The organism is Candidatus Stoquefichus massiliensis AP9 (genome assembly GCF_000455285.1).
GTDB classification, from domain to species: Bacteria; Bacillota_I; Bacilli_A; order Erysipelotrichales; family Coprobacillaceae; genus Stoquefichus; species Stoquefichus massiliensis.
The window spans coordinates 181,362-197,525 of record NZ_HG005290.1; the positions used below are offsets into that span (position 1 = coordinate 181,362).

A 16,164-nucleotide genomic window follows, 5' to 3' on the forward strand; every position below is an offset into this window, starting at 1 on the left:
TTTCTATAATAAATATTTTCATCAATATTCCTCCTTAAACTCTATTATAAATATAAAAAAAACAACACTTTATTTGTTTGATCTGTTTACAAATAAAGTGTCTTCTTTTACAATGATATGTTATCAATATGTCTTTTTCTTTCTCCACCACAAAATTATTCTGTATAATGCTCATCACTCTCATAACGTTCAATAATTTTTTGTACAACAGGATGTCTCACAACATCTAATGCTGTTAAATAAACAAAACGTATACCTTTGACATCTTTTAAAATCGTTAACGCTCGTTTTAAACCACTGACAACACCTTTAGGAAGATCAATCTGTGTGATATCTCCTGTAACAATCATCTTTGAATTAAATCCTAAACGCGTTAAAAACATCTTCATTTGAGCATCCGTTGTATTTTGGGCTTCATCCAAAATAACATAAGCATCTTCTAAAGTACGACCACGCATATAAGCTAAGGGAGCAATTTCAATTGTTCCTTTTTCAATAAGACGTTCTGTTTGTTCTTGACCTAGCATATCATACAATGCATCATAAAGTGGTCTTAAATAAGGATCGACTTTTTCTTTAAGATCTCCAGGCAGAAATCCTAGATTCTCACCTGCTTCTACAGCCGGTCTTGTTAAAACAATTTTTTTCACTTCATTATTTTTCAAAGCCTGTACTGCAAATATAACTGCCAAATAAGTTTTTCCTGTTCCAGCTGGTCCAATTCCAAAAACGACATCATTATGTTTTAATGCATAATAATATTCCTTTTGACCCAATGTTTTTGGATAGATTAATTTCCCACTCATTGTTCGTGCTATTTTTATCTGATACAGTTCATCAATAACATCTAAATGATGACTCTTTGCAAGTTTCAATGTATACATAACATCTCTTTTACTAATTGTTTTTCCTTGTTTCACAAGTTTTAAGAGTGTCTTGAAAATATTTTCAATGTTTTGAATGGTTTCTTCCTCATCATTCAAGACAATCTCATCACCACGAACAATAATATCTGTTTCAAAAGTGTCTTCTAATATTTGAATATTCTCTTCTTGTGGACCAATTAATCTTTTGACTTCATCTATTGTATAAGAATCTAATTTAATGACTTTCTTCATTCTCTTCTCCTTTAATAGCTATATCTTCTAACAAAGTATAATGTACTTTCAATGTTATTTTACTACGAGTCTTTGTCATTTGTAAAACATTTTCTTTATCTATGATTGCATTTGCTGGTATCTGGTTACGAATTGCAAGCAGTAACTGGTAGAATAGCTCTGCCTGATCCTGTTTTACATTTTTTATGCTTGCAGTATATTGATTAAAAGTATAAGCATAAACATGACCCTTAACAGGTATAATTTTGGTCTTATTTTGCGTTGATACAATAGTATTGCTTACAAGTAAATCACCTTTTTTTACATAATCATTCTTTTTAACTTGAATGAGTCCACTTTCTACATCAAAAGAAGCAATCATACCATCTTTTTTTGCATAAAGATTACGAAAATCATCCTTTTCTATTTGATCCTGTTTACGCTTTGTATATTCTACATGAAAAACACTACCCACCTGATAGACACTTATATATTCTACTTTATCTTTATATAAGGTTTTTAAATCAGCTAATATTGTATTTAAGCGTTCATAACTTTTTAAGGGATAAAATAAATTAACTTGTTCTTTCTTTAAATCTGTAATCATTTGCTGATTGACAGCTGGCATAGTGCCAATAATTTCAATATCAAAAATAAAGTATGAACAGGTAATCACTGTACCTAGGAAACACACCACACCAAGCATATTCAAATACTGTTTTGATAAAAACAGGATATATTTCATAAATCCTATTGTTTTTATATAATAACAAGGCTGATCAAATGTCTTTAAAATATATCTTTGATATGTAGGAATATGAAATGAATACATATCGTCTTTTTTTCTCAAATGAAGAATTTTTAATTTATTCTGTTTTGCAAATTTTAATAATAGGAAAATAACTTGATAATCAATCTCATAAACATCATACCCTATATTCATCATATTCAATCACTTTCACATGACCATTTAAACGTATTTCATTATGATCATAATAATAGATTTCTAGGGCTTCTCCCCTTACATTTAAACAATACCCATTCATCTTTATTTTAAAAAATTGCTGATTCATTATCAATATTTCCAAATAATCTTTCACATATATCTTATGATGATCTATTAGCAGCATGTTATCACCTCATCTTAATATATGTTAAAACAAAAAAAGAAGAACTTGAGTTCTTCTTATCTTTGTTTACCTTTATTTTTTCTAGCAGCTTCTGATTTCATTTTACGTTTTAAACCAGGCTTCACATAGAATTCTCTTTTACGAGCTTCTTGTAGGGTTCCTGTTCTTGAAACTTGTCTTTTGAAACGACGTAATGCGTCATCTAAAGATTCATTTTCTCTTACTACAGTTTTTGCCATTTTGAACTTCCCCCCTTTACAATCAAGTACATTCGTCATTATACATGGATAATGAAAGAAAATCAAGGTTTTTTGTTAATAATCTTCCTTACTTTCTTCATTATGCATAAGTTTAACACCAGCAGACGTTCCAATACGTGTTGCTCCAGCATCAATTACTGCCATCATGTCAGCATAATTTCTGACACCACCACTCGCCTTCACTTCACAAACTTCACCTACTGTTTTTTTCATTAAAGCAACATCATGCGGTGTTGCACCACCAGTACTAAATCCTGTTGATGTTTTTACAAAAGCTGCTCCTGCTTGAGCAGCAAGCTGACAAACAGTAACTTTTTCTTCATCCGTTAATAAACATGTTTCAATAATCACTTTCACACAATGCCCTTCACTGGCATCAACGACTGTTTTGATATCACGATAAACAAGATCATTACTTCCATCCTTTAAAGCGCCAATATTAATAACCATATCAACTTCATCAGCCCCGTTTTCAATAGCATTTTTAGCTTCGAATGCTTTAACTTCAGAAGTATTGGCACCCAATGGAAAACCAATAACAGTACAGATTTTAACATCTGTATCTTTTAAATAGTCAGCACAGTAATGTACCCATGTTGGATTAACACAGACTGAAGCAAAATCATATTGTTTTGCTTCTTGACATAATGTGTCAATGACTGCTTTTGTTGTGTCTGCTTTTAATGCAGTGTGATCAATAAATTTGTTGTAATTCATCTTCATCTTCTCCTTTAAATATTTTATCTATTGCTTCTAATGCGACATATTTATCTCCTGGATAAGGTTCATTTCCAATTGATGAAGCCATAAACTGTTCATGTCCTTTTCCCAAAATTAATATGATATCACCAATATTTGCAATTTCAATAGCCTGTTCAATAGCTATACGACGATCTTCAATAATAACACTGACTGGTTTTTCTATATATTCCTGGATATCTAGACAAATATCATGAATATCCTCATCACGATTATCCTCTGCTGTCAAAATAACTTGATCACAGTACTGATTAGCAAGTTTACCTATCTTTTCACGTTTATTGTAATTCTTTTTACCTGGCGCACCAAAAACAGCAATAATACGGCCTGATGTTTTAACATGATGAGCAAACTCAAAAACTTTCTCATAACTTTTCGCATGCTGACAATAATCAACAATAACATGAAAAGGATAAGGGTGTTCTAAACGTTCCATACGTCCGTCCACACCTTTCATGTAACGAATAGACTCTAATACCTGCTTAATAGGCATTTCAAGAGCCAGCATTGATGTAATGACTGCTAATACATTAGAAATATTAAATCGTCCTAGAACAGGTACAGAAATATGTCTCATCTCATCATATATTTGCAAATCAAACTCACTATGATCAATAAACAACTGAATATTTCTTGCCATTACATCTGATTTATGCTCAATTCCATATGTCAGTAGATGACAATGCAAAGAATCTTTTACCATTGTATAAAAACGTACTTCATCAGTATTTAAAATAGCATATCCTTTTTCATCAACCAAAGAAAAGAGTTTTGCTTTAGAAGCCATTAAATGCTCCATTGTCCCATGAAAATCCAAATGCTCTTCATAAACATTTGTAAAAATAGCAATATCAAAATGAACACTATCCACACGTTTTAAAGCCAATCCATGACTCGAAACTTCTAATGTTACACCCTTGATATCACTCTTCACCATATCATGTAAATGACGCTGTAAAAATATTGTCTCAGGTGTTGTATAAGGACATTGTTCAATCACTCCGGCATATTCAATATTATTTGTACCAATATAACCCATTTTCAAATAATGAGACAAAACTTCTTTAATCATTAAAGCAACAACTGTTTTCCCACTTGAACCAGTCACTCCAATCATAGTCATCTTATAACTAGGATGATCATAAAACAAATCAGCAACACGATTCAATTCATCCAAAACATTATCTACTTTAATATAAAGAATATCACGATGCTTATAAGCCAAAGGCTTAGAATAAACAATACACTTAGCTCCCTGAAAAACAGCATCCTCTATATATTTATGCCCATCCACACTTAATCCATCCACGCAAAAGAAGATAGAATCCTTCCCTACATAACGTGAATCACTATGAATCGAAACAACCTTAAAATCATCTTCAACATTAAACAATTCATTAATTTTTTTCACTCACAACACTTCCTATCAATTCAACACCATCTTGTTTTTCTATCATAACCTGATAAATATGACCAATAGAAGAATCTGGTAACATCACATGAACCTTCAAATAATTAGAAGCATGTCCAATCATATAATCACCATGTCTTTCTTCAATTAAAACTTCTATGACTTTTCCTATTTGTTGAGCTGCAAATTCACTTTGTAATTGCGTTGAAAGAGCCATTAATCTTTTCACTCTCTCATGTTTGACTTTCCCATCAATTTGATTTTTCATCTTAGCAGCTGGTGTCCCTTGCCGTCTTGAATAAGGGAAAACATGTAATTGATTAAAATGCATTTCTTGAATCCAACGATAAGTCATTTCAAATTCCTCATCTGTTTCACCAGGGAATCCAACAATAACATCTGTTGTTACTGATAAAGTTGGTAACTTTGTTTTTAATTCATTAAGTTTATCTGCAAATTCACTTGTTGTATAATGACGATTCATTCTTTTCAACGTTGCATCACAGCCTGCTTGAATAGGAATATGTAAATGATCAACAACAATTGGAGATGTCGCAATTAAATCAATAATTTCATGCGTAATCTGACTCATCTCAATGGATGAGATACGCAAACGTTTTAAACCTTTAATTTGAGTTGTTAAATCAACCAGCAAATCATAAAAACTATAGCCTTCTAAATCTTGTCCATATCCTGCAGTATGAATTCCTGTTAATACAATTTCAACAAAGCCATGGTCAACAAGTTTCTGTGCCTGCATCAAGACACTTTCGGGTTTTCTTGAACGTACTCTCCCTCTAGCATAAGGAATAATACAATAAGTACAAAAATTATTGCAGCCATCCTGAATTTTCAGAAACGCTCTTGTATTTTTCGTAAATTCATCAATATCTAAATCTTCAAAAGTAGATAAATTCATGACATCAGCAATATGAATAACAGGTTGTTTTGTTTTTTCATATTCCTTAACAAACTCAACAATTCTTTGACGATATTGCGTTCCTAAAACAACTTTGACCCCTTCAATTGCAATAACTTCTTCGCTTGCGACTTGACTATAACATCCAACAACACAAACAATTGCATTGGGATTTTGGCGTATTGCCTTTCTAATCATCTGACGTGATTTTGAATCACCTGTATTGGTCACTGTACATGTATTAATCACATATACATCAGCCTCTTCTTTAAAATCCACTTCCTGATAGCCATCTTGATGAAACAATTTTAACATAGCTTCAGACTCATATGTATTCACTTTACATCCTAACGTTAAAAACGCAACTGTCTTCATAAAATTCCTTTCTATCGATATTTCTTTAATATCTTCTGATATGTCTTATCACATATCAATTGTCTATCTTTTAATAAATCCAAACAGTCCTTATATAAATAATTTTCAATATCAAAAGCTATCTTTCGCACATCTTCTATAGAAATATCACCATGACTCTGCTCATCTTGAATAATCATTTTATTTAATAATTTCTGTGTATCTTTTTGAAATATATAGATTGTTTTGAAAGCCTCATAATAAAAACAAATATGACGTTCATCTTCAAAAACATTTTCTAATGAAGAAAATGCTGTTAAATAAATCTTTTGACCATACAATTTTTTAGCCGAATCTTTTTCAACTTTATAATTTTTAATATATTCACGATGCTGTTTTAATAATAAAATCTGATAATCCTGAGTATATCTTTGATTCACAAAAGGTTCTAAATAAGGTATATATATCATTGTTTGACTCTTTTCATCATAAAAATGCGGTGCTTCTTTGAGAAGCAATGCAATATCATTATTAAACATCTTTTGTTTTTCATCGTAGTTCAAATAATCAAGTAAATCATAATGCTGATTTAAAAAGATTTCATAAGTATTTTCAATTTGATTTTGTGTCAACATGCCATTATAAATAATTTCATATGCAAATAAATCAAATTCATCTTTTATTTTAACTTTTAATCCCATTGATTCTAATGCTAAACCTGCTTCCTCAATCTTTTGATATAAGATTGTTTTAGATACTGGTATCTTCTGTCCAAATTTATTTAAGTTTTCTATAAACCCCACTATTTCATCAACTCCCTACTATAACCAATAACACTTAACATATAGAGTGGAGCTGTCTCACTCCTCAGTATTCTTTTTCCTAGCGAACAACAAACAATTCCTAATTCTTCCATCTGAATAATTTCACTCTCATCAAATCCACCTTCTGGGCCTACAATGATTGTTAAACTTTGATAATCACATTGTAATGCTTTTGCAAATTCATGATGCTCACCTTGTTTACTTGATTCCTCATAAGCAACCAGATTGATATCAGATAGATATTGTGATATTTCTTTCATTGTTATTAATGGTGTTAATTCTGGAATTCTTTGGCGATATGACTGTTCACTTGCTTCTTTTAATATTTTTTGATAACGTTCTGTTTTTTTGGCAAATGTCTTTGCATCAGTTTTAATAATACTCCTTTTTGATAAAAAAGGAACAATTCTTTGGACTCCTAATTCTGTTGCTTTTTGTAAAACAAATTCAAATTTATCATTTTTAGGCAATCCATAAATCAATGTTACAGCTACATCCAATTCATGATCCTCATTAATAAGTTCCTTTTGTCGAAGTATTCCAGCCTCAATATCAGTAATTTCATAAAGATAAGTTTGACCATGAGGTAAAATACATACAACCTGATTTCCATTACGATAACGCATAACTTTCTGCATGTGCTTATGATTATAAGTATCTATCATAATCAAATCATCATGAATACAATTTTCATCAATAAAATAACGTTGCATAGACATCCTCCTTCCGCTATTTTAGCATATTTTCAATAAGATAAAAAGGAAAAAGTAAAGGTTAAAGTATTGTTAATCGATAATGACACTTTAGACAAAACAAAAAGAAAATGCATAAGATGACTTATGCATTTCTAATAACAAATTGATTATTCATATAATCAACAATAATATGACTGCCTTTTTCAATATCACCTTTGATCATTGCCTTTGCAATTAATGTTTCAATATGTGATTGAATAAAACGTTTGAGTGGTCTTGCCCCAAATGTAGGATCAAATCCTTCTAAAGCAATTTCTTCTTTAGCCGGTGTACTGACTTCAATTGTAATCTTCTGATCTGCTAAACGTTCAGATAATTGATTAATAAATTTATCAATTATCTGATAAACAACCTGATGATCTAATGAATTAAACATCACTGTTTCATCAATACGGTTTAAGAATTCTGGTTTAAAATGAGCCTTTAATTCCATCTCTACTTCATGTCTTGTTTCCTCGTTGTTACCCTGCAACAAATATTGTGAACCAATATTAGAAGTCATGATAATAATTGTATTTTTGAAACTAACAACATTTCCTTTAGAATCTGTAATACGTCCATCATCTAAAACCTGCAATAAAACATTGAAGACTTCAGGATGAGCTTTTTCAATTTCATCTAACAAGACAATACTATAAGGTGCTCTTCTCACAGCTTCACTTAATTGTCCGCCTTCTTCATAGCCAACATATCCTGGTGGCGCTCCAAGTAAACGTGAAACACTAAATTTTTCCATATATTCACTCATATCAATACGCACAATATTCTTTTCACTATCAAACAACTGTTCAGCCAAACTCTTTGCAACTTCTGTTTTACCAACACCAGTCGGTCCTAAGAATAAGAACGATCCAATTGGACGATTTTCATCATTAATCCCTGCACGCGATCTTAAAATCGCATCACATACTTTTTCAATGGCTTGATCTTGTCCAATGACTCTTTGTCTTAAAATTTCATCAAGATGAAGCAATTTTTCTCTTTCTGATTCCATCAATTTATTCATTGGAATACCAGTCCATCTGGCAATGACTTCACTAACAGTATCTACAGATACTTTTTCTTGTAACAAGGCATCATCAGATTCATGTGACTGAAATTCAGCAATTTCCTTATTAATTCTAGGTAATGTTTCGTATTTAATTTTAGAAGCTTCCTCTAAATTACCTTCTGTTTCATATTTATCTTTTAAAGCTTCTAAACGTACTTTTTGGTCTTTTAATTCCTTAATATGATCTAATGCTTTCTTTTCATCTTTCCACTTATCTGTTAAACCAGTCATTTTCTCATCTAACGAAGCAATACGACTCTTGATTTCATCTAGTCGTTTTTCATTATCGTCATTCTTGTCCTCTTTTTCAATAGAAATACGTTCCATTTCTAAACGATTCTTTTCCCTTGTAATGACATCTAACTCTTCAGGTAATGAATCAATTTCCATACGTACTGAAGCACATGCCTCATCAATTAAGTCAATAGCTTTATCTGGTAAAAAACGATCTGTAATATATCTCTGCGACATATTGACAGCCCCAACAATGGCACTATCAGTAATCTGAACACCATGATGTGATTCAAAACTATCTTTTAATCCACGCAATATAGCAATTGTATCATCAGTATCTGGCTCATCTACAGTGACCTTTTGAAAACGTCTTTCTAAAGCTGCATCCTTTTCAATATATAAACGATATTCATCCAAAGTTGTTGCTCCGATACAATGCAATTCACCACGGGCTAGCATTGGTTTTAATAAGTTAGCAGCATCCATTGCACCATCTGTCTTCCCAGCCCCAACAAGCTGATGAATTTCATCAATAAATAAGATAATATTTCCTTCTGCTTTCTTTATCTCATTTAAGACAGCTTTTAATCTCTCTTCGAATTCGCCACGATATTTTGCTCCAGCAACCAATGCTCCTAAATCCAATTCATAAAGTGTTTTATTTTGTAAACTCGTTGGCACATCATTTTTAAAAATACGCCACGCTAAGCCTTCAACAATGGCTGTCTTTCCTACTCCTGGTTCTCCAATCAATATTGGATTATTCTTTGTTTTACGTGATAAAATTTGAACAACACGTCTTATCTCTTCATCACGACCAATAACCGGATCTAATTTCCCATCTTTTACATCTTGGATTAAATCACGACCATACTTTGTTAAAACTTCATATTGATTTTCTGGATTTGGACTATCAACCATATTCCCACCTCGCATTTCTTTAATAATCTTTTCAACTTCTTTTTGATTCAAATGATATTGACGAATAATTTCAATAACAAGTGAACTTTGAACTTTAAACAAGGCTATAATCAAATGTTCAACACTCAAATACTCATCCTTATAATCACTCATGACACCTTGAGCTTTTATCAGCAATTGATTTAAATCATAAGAAATTCTAATTTGACTCTCATCAACACCTTCAACTCTTGGTTTTTGACTTCTTTTATTTTCTAAAAAAGTTATCAAATGATTTATATCTACATTCGCCTTTGTCATAACACGATAAAAAATTCCACTTGTATCATCTAATAATGCTAACAAAAGATCTTCAATATCAACAACTTGCCGTGACATCGATAACGTTTGCATCATTGCTTTTTGTATTGCTTCTTGCATTGCCATTGTCCATTTTTCTATATTCATATTCTCACTCCTTTAGCACTCTATACATCTAAGTGCTAATTATAGTATATCACTTTTTTTAGCACTGTCAACACTTAAGTGCTAAATATTTTAATACCTCTTAAGATATTCTTAAGAAATTTATACATATTTATTATAACCATTTTAAAATCTTTTTATATGAAGTTTGATAGGATATCTATATCTTAAATATGGGAGGCTTTCAAAGATGAAAAAATTAGCAATACTTTTTGGTGGTAATTCAAGTGAATATAGTGTTTCACTTGAGTCAGCCTATTCAGTTTTTCAACATATAGATACTCAAAAATATGATTTATATATGATTGGAATTACTAAAGAGGGGAAATGGTATCATTTTGATGGTGATATTATTGAAATCCAAAATGATACATGGTGGCAACATACATTACACACTGTAACAATTTCACCCGACCCTACTCATCATGCTTTTATAGAAATGAAGAAAGATCATTTTATCTATGTCCATGTAGATGCTATATTACCAATTTTACATGGAAAAAACGGTGAAGATGGTAGTATACAAGGATTAATTCAATTATCAGGAATTCCAATCATCGGCTGTCCATTGATCAGTTCTGCCATTTGCATGGATAAATACAAAGCTCATGCTATTGTTGCTCAAACAGGTATTCGAGTTCCTCAAGATCTTATGATATCTAAAAACTTAAATTTTAACGATTTAACTGAAAAACTGCAAATATTCACTTATCCGCTTTTTGTTAAACCAATGAAAGCTGGATCATCATTAGGCATTACAAAAATAACATATTCAGATGAATTAAAAGCGGCTATCAACTTGGCTTTTCAATACGATGATGAAATTATTATTGAAGAAGCTATTGATGGATTTGAAGTAGGTTGTGCCATTATGGGAATTGATCATTTAACAGTTGGACGTGTTGATGAAATTGAACTATCTCATGGTTTCTTTGATTTTAATGAAAAATACACATTAAAAACATCTCACATTCATATGCCAGCAAGAATAGATTCGACTATTGAAAAAAAGATTCAGGAAACTGCAAAAATAATTTATAAAACACTGGGTTGTCAAATATTTGCAAGAGTTGATATGTTTTTAACACCACAGCATGAAATTGTCTTTAATGAAGTCAATACAATTCCTGGTTTTACAGCACATAGCCGTTTTCCTAACATGATGAAAGGAATTGGTCTTTCATTTAATGAAATTTTAGATAAAATCATTGAAATGGGGTTAACATATGAAAACAATGACATTACATCATAATGAAATTCATAAAGGTCCTTTAATTCTTATTAATCATGATTACCATTATATTGATAATCATGATTTAGAATTAGAACAACAACAGATTCTATTAGAAAAAAGAACCTTGAATTTATATCATCATATACTTGATGATATAAATGGTGAAAGAGTCATCATACCTGTTAGTGGATATCGTACTTTTCAACAGCAAAAAGATATTTATGAAAAATCACTACAAGATAATGGCAATGAATGGACAAGTCAGTATGTTGCTTTACCAGGACATAGTGAACATCAAAGTGGTTATGCTATTGACGTGACATTAGCAGATACACCTATAAATCTTATTTGTCCACATTTTACTCAGCATTCTATATGCGATAATTTTCAACAACGTGCATTACAATACGGCTTTATTCAACGTTATACCAAAGAAAAAGAAGTCATTACACATATTAAAGAAGAACCTTGGCATTTTCGTTATGTTGGTATTCCACATGCTGTTTATATGGTTGAAAATAATCTTTGTTTAGAAGAATACATTGAAGAAATAAAGCATTATCATATTTATCATCCTCTTCATTATATGTTTCAAAATCGATTATTCTCTATTTTCTATGTCCCTTCATCACAAGAAAATGTTCATCTCACATTTAATGACGATACAGTTTATCAAGTTTCTGGTAATAATGTTGATGGTTTTATTGTGACTATCTGGAGAGCTTATGTCTAAAAAATATTATCCTCTTATAGATATTATGCGTATCATTGCTGCTATTCTTGTTGTGGGAATCCATACATATCCTTTTTTACAATACAATCCTTCTCTAGACTTTTTTACAACACATATTTTAGGTAGAATTGCTGTTCCTTTTTTCTTTATGGCAACATCTTTCTTCTTATTTAGACAAGGTATTCCACCAGTTTCAAAATTTCAATCTGTTTTGAAACAATTGCTTATGATTGATATTATTTGTATCCTGATTTATTTCCCAATTCAAATCTATAATCATTCGTTCTCATTAGAACCAATGCTTATTTTAAAAGATATTTTTATGAATGGAACATTTTATCATTTGTGGTATTTACCAGCTTCAATGATTGGTCTTGTTATTGTTTATCTATTGTTGAAATATTTAAAAGATTGGCAAAGTTTTATAATCGTTTTGATTCTTTATATGATTGGGTTGGGTGGAGATTCCTATTTTGGTCTATCAGTCCAAATACCTTTTATCAATGATTTTTACACTTTCATTTTTCAATTCTGTGATTATACAAGAAATGGTATATTTTTTGCGCCAATGTTTTTATGGCTAGGTGGTTTTATTGCTGTACATCCTTATCAGATTCATAAACAGCACTGTTCTATAGCATGTCTCATCAGTTTTCTTCTTATGAGTTTAGAAGCAATCATTTTAACTTATTATCAAATTCCTCGTCATGATGCCATGTTTATCACTTTACCTATTGTTATGCTTTTATTATTTATGATTTTAATTTCTTATCGTGGTCAACGTTATCTTTTATGCAAAGATTTATCCTTGTCTATTTATATCATTCATCCATTGATGATTGTTATCATAAGACTAATAGGAAAAATATCACATTTAGAAAAATATTTTATTGATAATTCATTAACACATTTCTTATTGGTTATTTTGTTTTCTTTTCTTTTTTCTTATTTATTTATTTTGTTAAAGAATGGAGGTTTTCATCATGAAAAATCATCAATTAGATAAAGTAAGAAGTTGGGTAGAAATTGATCTGAATGCACTTAATCATAATGTAGACCAATTAACAACATTATTACAAAATAAAAATCAAATCATGGCAGTTGTAAAAGCTGATGCTTATGGTCATGGTGCTTATAAAATAGCAAGGGAATTAGAAAGACATGGGATTTCTTTCTTTGCTGTCGCAACATTAGATGAAGCTATAACACTTAGACATCATCATATTCAAAGTGATATCCTTATTTTAGGCTTCACTGCACCACATTTAGCATCCCTTATTTATCAATATCATCTTACACAAACAGTTATTGACTATGAATATGGACAACAATTATCGATGACTCAAATTCCATTAAATATTCATATCAAAATTGATTCTGGAATGCACCGTTTAGGAATGGACTATCAGGATATAACTCATATCAAAAAAATATTTCAACTCCCTTTTCTTCATGTCACTGGTATATTTTCACACCTTTGTGTCGCTGACAGTCATGAAAATGATGATATATTATTTACACATCAACAATTTCAGCATTTTAATGAAACAATTAATGCTCTTATTAAACAAGGTTATGATATTGGTGATACTCATATTCAAAGTAGTTATGGATTACTGAATTATCCTGAATATCACTATGATTATGTACGTCTAGGTATTGTCTTATATGGTATTTATTCAAATGATTGTGATAAAATGAAATATCCTTTAGATTTGCATCCAGTTTTATCATTATATTCACGCATTGCCTGTATCCACCAGTTATCAGCAGGCTGCACTATAGGTTATGGTAGAAGTTATACATTAAATCATGACGCCCTTATTGCTACTATTCCTCTTGGCTATGCTGATGGATTGCCACGTCTTCTCTCTTCTCAACAAAATGTCATTGTTCATGGTAAAAAAGTCCCAATTGTGGGAAGAATTTGTATGGATCAGCTTATGGTAGATATTACTTCTATTCCCTATGCTCAAGTCAATGATATAGTGACGATTATTGGTCAAGATCATGACATAAGCATACGAGTTGAAGAATTAGCCATGCATGCTCAAACAATATCAAATGAAATATTAAGTCGTATTGGACAGCGACTCCCAAAAGTTTATATCAGGAAAGGAAAATATCATGAAAGTCTCCAAACGTCAATATTATCAAACGCAGAAAAAGTTTTCTAAAACACTCATTATTATTCCCATTCTTATATTATGTTTTTGTATTCTCATCTTTTTTCAATGGAATAGAATACAATTAGCCATCAAAGGTTATAATTTTGCTGAACAAGGAATGATTTTATCGTTAGATGATAAAATCATTCAAGACTATTTAACCAATGAAAAAATAGAAAACTTAGAAAGCTGGAATCAATACAATAATGATAAACATTATCAGGAATATTCAATTTACCAGCAATATCATCCTGCAATGAAACAACAGGAAATCATTCAGTACATTGATACATTCTATTCAAATTATTATGAAAAACTTATTGCATTACATTATCCTTTTGAAAATCTTCTTAAATATATGCAAACAGCATCATTAAATGATTTTGATTATCTTATTCAACAAAAACTCGACTATCAGCAAACTGAAGCATATTTATCTATACAGGGATGTATTTATACTGATTTAAAGAAATATATTGAATCATCAAAAGAACCATTAGAAGCTGTATTATCAATATCATATCCATTTATAGATTCACATTACAAGGCAACTCAAAATTATCTTATTGTTGATCCAAATTCATACGCTACTCTTATTAAAAAAGGTTTTCAAATAGCATCTGATTATGTTCCTAAAGATCTTGTTACACCCAATATACCATTCAGTCCTGATTGTGACAACAAACAATTACGTAAAGCAGCATCAGATGCTTTAGAACAAATGTATCAAGCCGCTTTAAAAAAAGATTTACATTTAGCCATTAATAGTGCCTATCGTACATATCAGCAGCAAAAAGCTATATATGATGAATATCATCAAAAATATGATGAAGTCACAGCAAACGGTTTGGTGGCAATTCCTGGTTCAAGCGAACATCAGTTAGGTCTTGGTGTGGATCTAACTAGTCAAAGTGTCATTGATGGAAAGTGGCGATTCTTTGGGGATACCCCTGAATATCAATGGGTTGTCAAGAATGCATATCAGTATGGTTTTATTTTAAGATATCCTAGTAGTCAATCTGCTTTAACAGGTACTGCAAATGAACCATGGCACTTTCGTTATGTTGGCAAAGATATTGCAAAAATTATTTATGAGAATAATTGGACACTAGAAGATTATACTATGCATTATGGTTTCACAGGTCAATTAGAAAAAATAAAGAAGGATTAAGATTGTTCGCTCAATCTTAATCCTTTTATAAATCATAATGATTTAAAGAATATTTTATATTTGATCCACTTTCGTTACAATGTCCAAGAAAATGTTTATATTCAAAATAGTTAACTCTGCTTTTAACAATATCATTTATATTTTCTTTATTCTGTTTCCACTCTTCTTGAAAGTACATATCCTTGATTTTATACAGATTTTCATAAAAGAAAAGAGGCTCTTTCATAATTTTGAATTTTTATGTATTTTTCTATTCCTGCCAAAATCTAATCATCACAAGTTTAATTACTAGAAAGTGACTTCAAAAAATCTTTATATTCCTCAATTGTATTTAAATATGCATAACAGGCATGTCTAAAGTTAGAATAATCTACATAATCATTATTTCCATTTTGTTAATATTCTTATTCTTTTTATGTGGAGTGAGTATTGTTTTAATAAAATTATCCCATCCAAATCCTTTTGTCTGATGATTAATCAAATACCTTTTTCTAAGAATCTTGCCTCTGCATCAAGATAAAAACACGTTTTTTAAGGTTACCATCACAACTGCATGACATTTGTGATATAAAGTCATTTTGATCAATTGCAATAGAAACAATATATTGATTATGACCATCAATGATAGTCCCCTTAAACAAATCATTAAATTTCTTAATAGATTGAAGATGATTACGA

General features: G+C 30.6%; 15 protein-coding genes. 5 read left to right on the top strand and 10 right to left on the bottom strand.

The features are described 5' to 3' along the window. Window positions 1-155: 155 nt before the first annotated feature. The 10 genes from BN350_RS12095 to BN350_RS12140 form a co-directional block, all read right to left on the bottom strand. Window positions 156-1,118 carry a PhoH family protein gene (locus tag BN350_RS12095; RefSeq protein ID WP_028043834.1) on the bottom strand — a complete coding sequence of 321 codons (963 nt, stop codon included), beginning with the start codon at window positions 1,116-1,118 and terminating at the stop codon, window positions 156-158. After that, on the bottom strand, window positions 1,102-2,043 hold the full coding sequence (locus BN350_RS12100; RefSeq protein ID WP_049945569.1) for a sporulation protein YqfD: 942 nt from the start codon (window positions 2,041-2,043) through the stop codon (window positions 1,102-1,104). The genes BN350_RS12095 and BN350_RS12100 overlap by 17 nt, the downstream gene beginning before the upstream one ends. After that, the gene (locus BN350_RS12105) at window positions 2,024-2,227 is read right to left on the bottom strand and encodes a YabP/YqfC family sporulation protein (protein ID WP_028043836.1); all 204 of its coding nucleotides are present in this window, start codon (window positions 2,225-2,227) and stop codon (window positions 2,024-2,026) included. The genes BN350_RS12100 and BN350_RS12105 overlap by 20 nt, the downstream gene beginning before the upstream one ends. Before the next feature lie 56 nt (window positions 2,228-2,283). After that, on the bottom strand, window positions 2,284-2,466 hold the full coding sequence (gene rpsU, locus BN350_RS12110) for a 30S ribosomal protein S21 (protein ID WP_028043837.1): 183 nt from the start codon (window positions 2,464-2,466) through the stop codon (window positions 2,284-2,286). A gap of 75 nt (window positions 2,467-2,541) precedes the next feature. Beyond that, on the bottom strand, window positions 2,542-3,204 hold the full coding sequence (gene deoC, locus BN350_RS12115; protein WP_028043838.1) for a deoxyribose-phosphate aldolase: 663 nt from the start codon (window positions 3,202-3,204) through the stop codon (window positions 2,542-2,544). Then, window positions 3,182-4,657 carry a UDP-N-acetylmuramoyl-L-alanyl-D-glutamate--2,6-diaminopimelate ligase gene (locus BN350_RS12120; RefSeq protein WP_028043839.1) on the bottom strand — a complete coding sequence of 492 codons (1,476 nt, stop codon included), beginning with the start codon at window positions 4,655-4,657 and terminating at the stop codon, window positions 3,182-3,184. Before BN350_RS12120 ends, deoC begins: the two co-directional genes overlap by 23 nt. Next, window positions 4,644-5,951, bottom strand: a complete 1,308-nt coding sequence (gene mtaB / locus BN350_RS12125) for a tRNA (N(6)-L-threonylcarbamoyladenosine(37)-C(2))-methylthiotransferase MtaB (RefSeq protein WP_028043840.1) — start codon at window positions 5,949-5,951, stop codon at window positions 4,644-4,646. Before mtaB ends, BN350_RS12120 begins: the two co-directional genes overlap by 14 nt. 11 nt (window positions 5,952-5,962) lie before the next feature. After that, a complete protein-coding gene (locus tag BN350_RS12130; protein WP_028043841.1) occupies window positions 5,963-6,733 on the bottom strand; it encodes a hypothetical protein in 771 nt (256 codons plus the stop codon). Beyond that, complete coding sequence (locus BN350_RS12135; protein WP_028043842.1) at window positions 6,733-7,467, bottom strand: RsmE family RNA methyltransferase; 735 nt, start codon at window positions 7,465-7,467, stop codon at window positions 6,733-6,735. The genes BN350_RS12130 and BN350_RS12135 overlap by 1 nt, the downstream gene beginning before the upstream one ends. A gap of 124 nt (window positions 7,468-7,591) precedes the next feature. After that, complete coding sequence (locus BN350_RS12140) at window positions 7,592-10,162, bottom strand: ATP-dependent Clp protease ATP-binding subunit (protein ID WP_028043843.1); 2,571 nt, start codon at window positions 10,160-10,162, stop codon at window positions 7,592-7,594. Between the two features lie 208 nt (window positions 10,163-10,370). Here BN350_RS12140 and vanG point away from each other — a divergent pair, with 208 nt between their 5' ends. The 5 genes from vanG to BN350_RS12165 are packed head-to-tail and all read left to right on the top strand — an operon-like array spanning window position 10,371 to window position 15,486. After that, window positions 10,371-11,432: a D-alanine--D-serine ligase VanG gene (gene vanG / locus BN350_RS12145; RefSeq protein WP_028043844.1), complete on the top strand. Its 1,062-nt coding sequence runs from the start codon at window positions 10,371-10,373 to the stop codon at window positions 11,430-11,432. Continuing rightward, entirely contained in the window at window positions 11,407-12,147 is a 741-nt protein-coding gene (locus tag BN350_RS12150; protein WP_028043845.1) for a D-alanyl-D-alanine carboxypeptidase family protein, read from the top strand. The genes vanG and BN350_RS12150 overlap by 26 nt, the downstream gene beginning before the upstream one ends. Continuing rightward, window positions 12,140-13,153, top strand: coding sequence for an acyltransferase family protein (locus BN350_RS12155; protein WP_028043846.1), 1,014 nt, complete (start codon window positions 12,140-12,142; stop codon window positions 13,151-13,153). Before BN350_RS12150 ends, BN350_RS12155 begins: the two co-directional genes overlap by 8 nt. Continuing rightward, window positions 13,131-14,324, top strand: a complete 1,194-nt coding sequence (gene vanT / locus BN350_RS12160; RefSeq protein WP_028043847.1) for a serine racemase VanT catalytic subunit — start codon at window positions 13,131-13,133, stop codon at window positions 14,322-14,324. Before BN350_RS12155 ends, vanT begins: the two co-directional genes overlap by 23 nt. Continuing rightward, window positions 14,275-15,486 carry a M15 family metallopeptidase gene (locus BN350_RS12165; protein ID WP_028043848.1) on the top strand — a complete coding sequence of 404 codons (1,212 nt, stop codon included), beginning with the start codon at window positions 14,275-14,277 and terminating at the stop codon, window positions 15,484-15,486. The genes vanT and BN350_RS12165 overlap by 50 nt, the downstream gene beginning before the upstream one ends. The last annotated feature ends 678 nt before the right edge of the window (window positions 15,487-16,164 follow it).

Bases quoted from the DNA above. Each gene is read 5' to 3' on its own strand.
- BN350_RS12095 (WP_028043834.1), bottom strand. From the start codon at position 1,118: ATGAAGAAAGTCATTAAATTAGATTCTTATACAATAGATGAAGTCAAA.
- BN350_RS12100 (WP_049945569.1), bottom strand. From the start codon at position 2,043: ATGATGAATATAGGGTATGATGTTTATGAGATTGATTATCAAGTTATT.
- BN350_RS12105 (WP_028043836.1), bottom strand. From the start codon at position 2,227: ATGCTGCTAATAGATCATCATAAGATATATGTGAAAGATTATTTGGAA.
- rpsU (WP_028043837.1), bottom strand. From the start codon at position 2,466: ATGGCAAAAACTGTAGTAAGAGAAAATGAATCTTTAGATGACGCATTA.
- deoC (WP_028043838.1), bottom strand. From the start codon at position 3,204: ATGAATTACAACAAATTTATTGATCACACTGCATTAAAAGCAGACACA.
- mtaB (WP_028043840.1), bottom strand. From the start codon at position 5,951: ATGAAGACAGTTGCGTTTTTAACGTTAGGATGTAAAGTGAATACATAT.
- BN350_RS12135 (WP_028043842.1), bottom strand. From the start codon at position 7,467: ATGCAACGTTATTTTATTGATGAAAATTGTATTCATGATGATTTGATT.
- BN350_RS12140 (WP_028043843.1), bottom strand. From the start codon at position 10,162: ATGAATATAGAAAAATGGACAATGGCAATGCAAGAAGCAATACAAAAA.
- vanG (WP_028043844.1), top strand. From the start codon at position 10,371: ATGAAAAAATTAGCAATACTTTTTGGTGGTAATTCAAGTGAATATAGT.
- BN350_RS12150 (WP_028043845.1), top strand. From the start codon at position 11,407: ATGAAAACAATGACATTACATCATAATGAAATTCATAAAGGTCCTTTA.
- BN350_RS12155 (WP_028043846.1), top strand. From the start codon at position 12,140: ATGTCTAAAAAATATTATCCTCTTATAGATATTATGCGTATCATTGCT.
- vanT (WP_028043847.1), top strand. From the start codon at position 13,131: ATGAAAAATCATCAATTAGATAAAGTAAGAAGTTGGGTAGAAATTGAT.
- BN350_RS12165 (WP_028043848.1), top strand. From the start codon at position 14,275: ATGAAAGTCTCCAAACGTCAATATTATCAAACGCAGAAAAAGTTTTCT.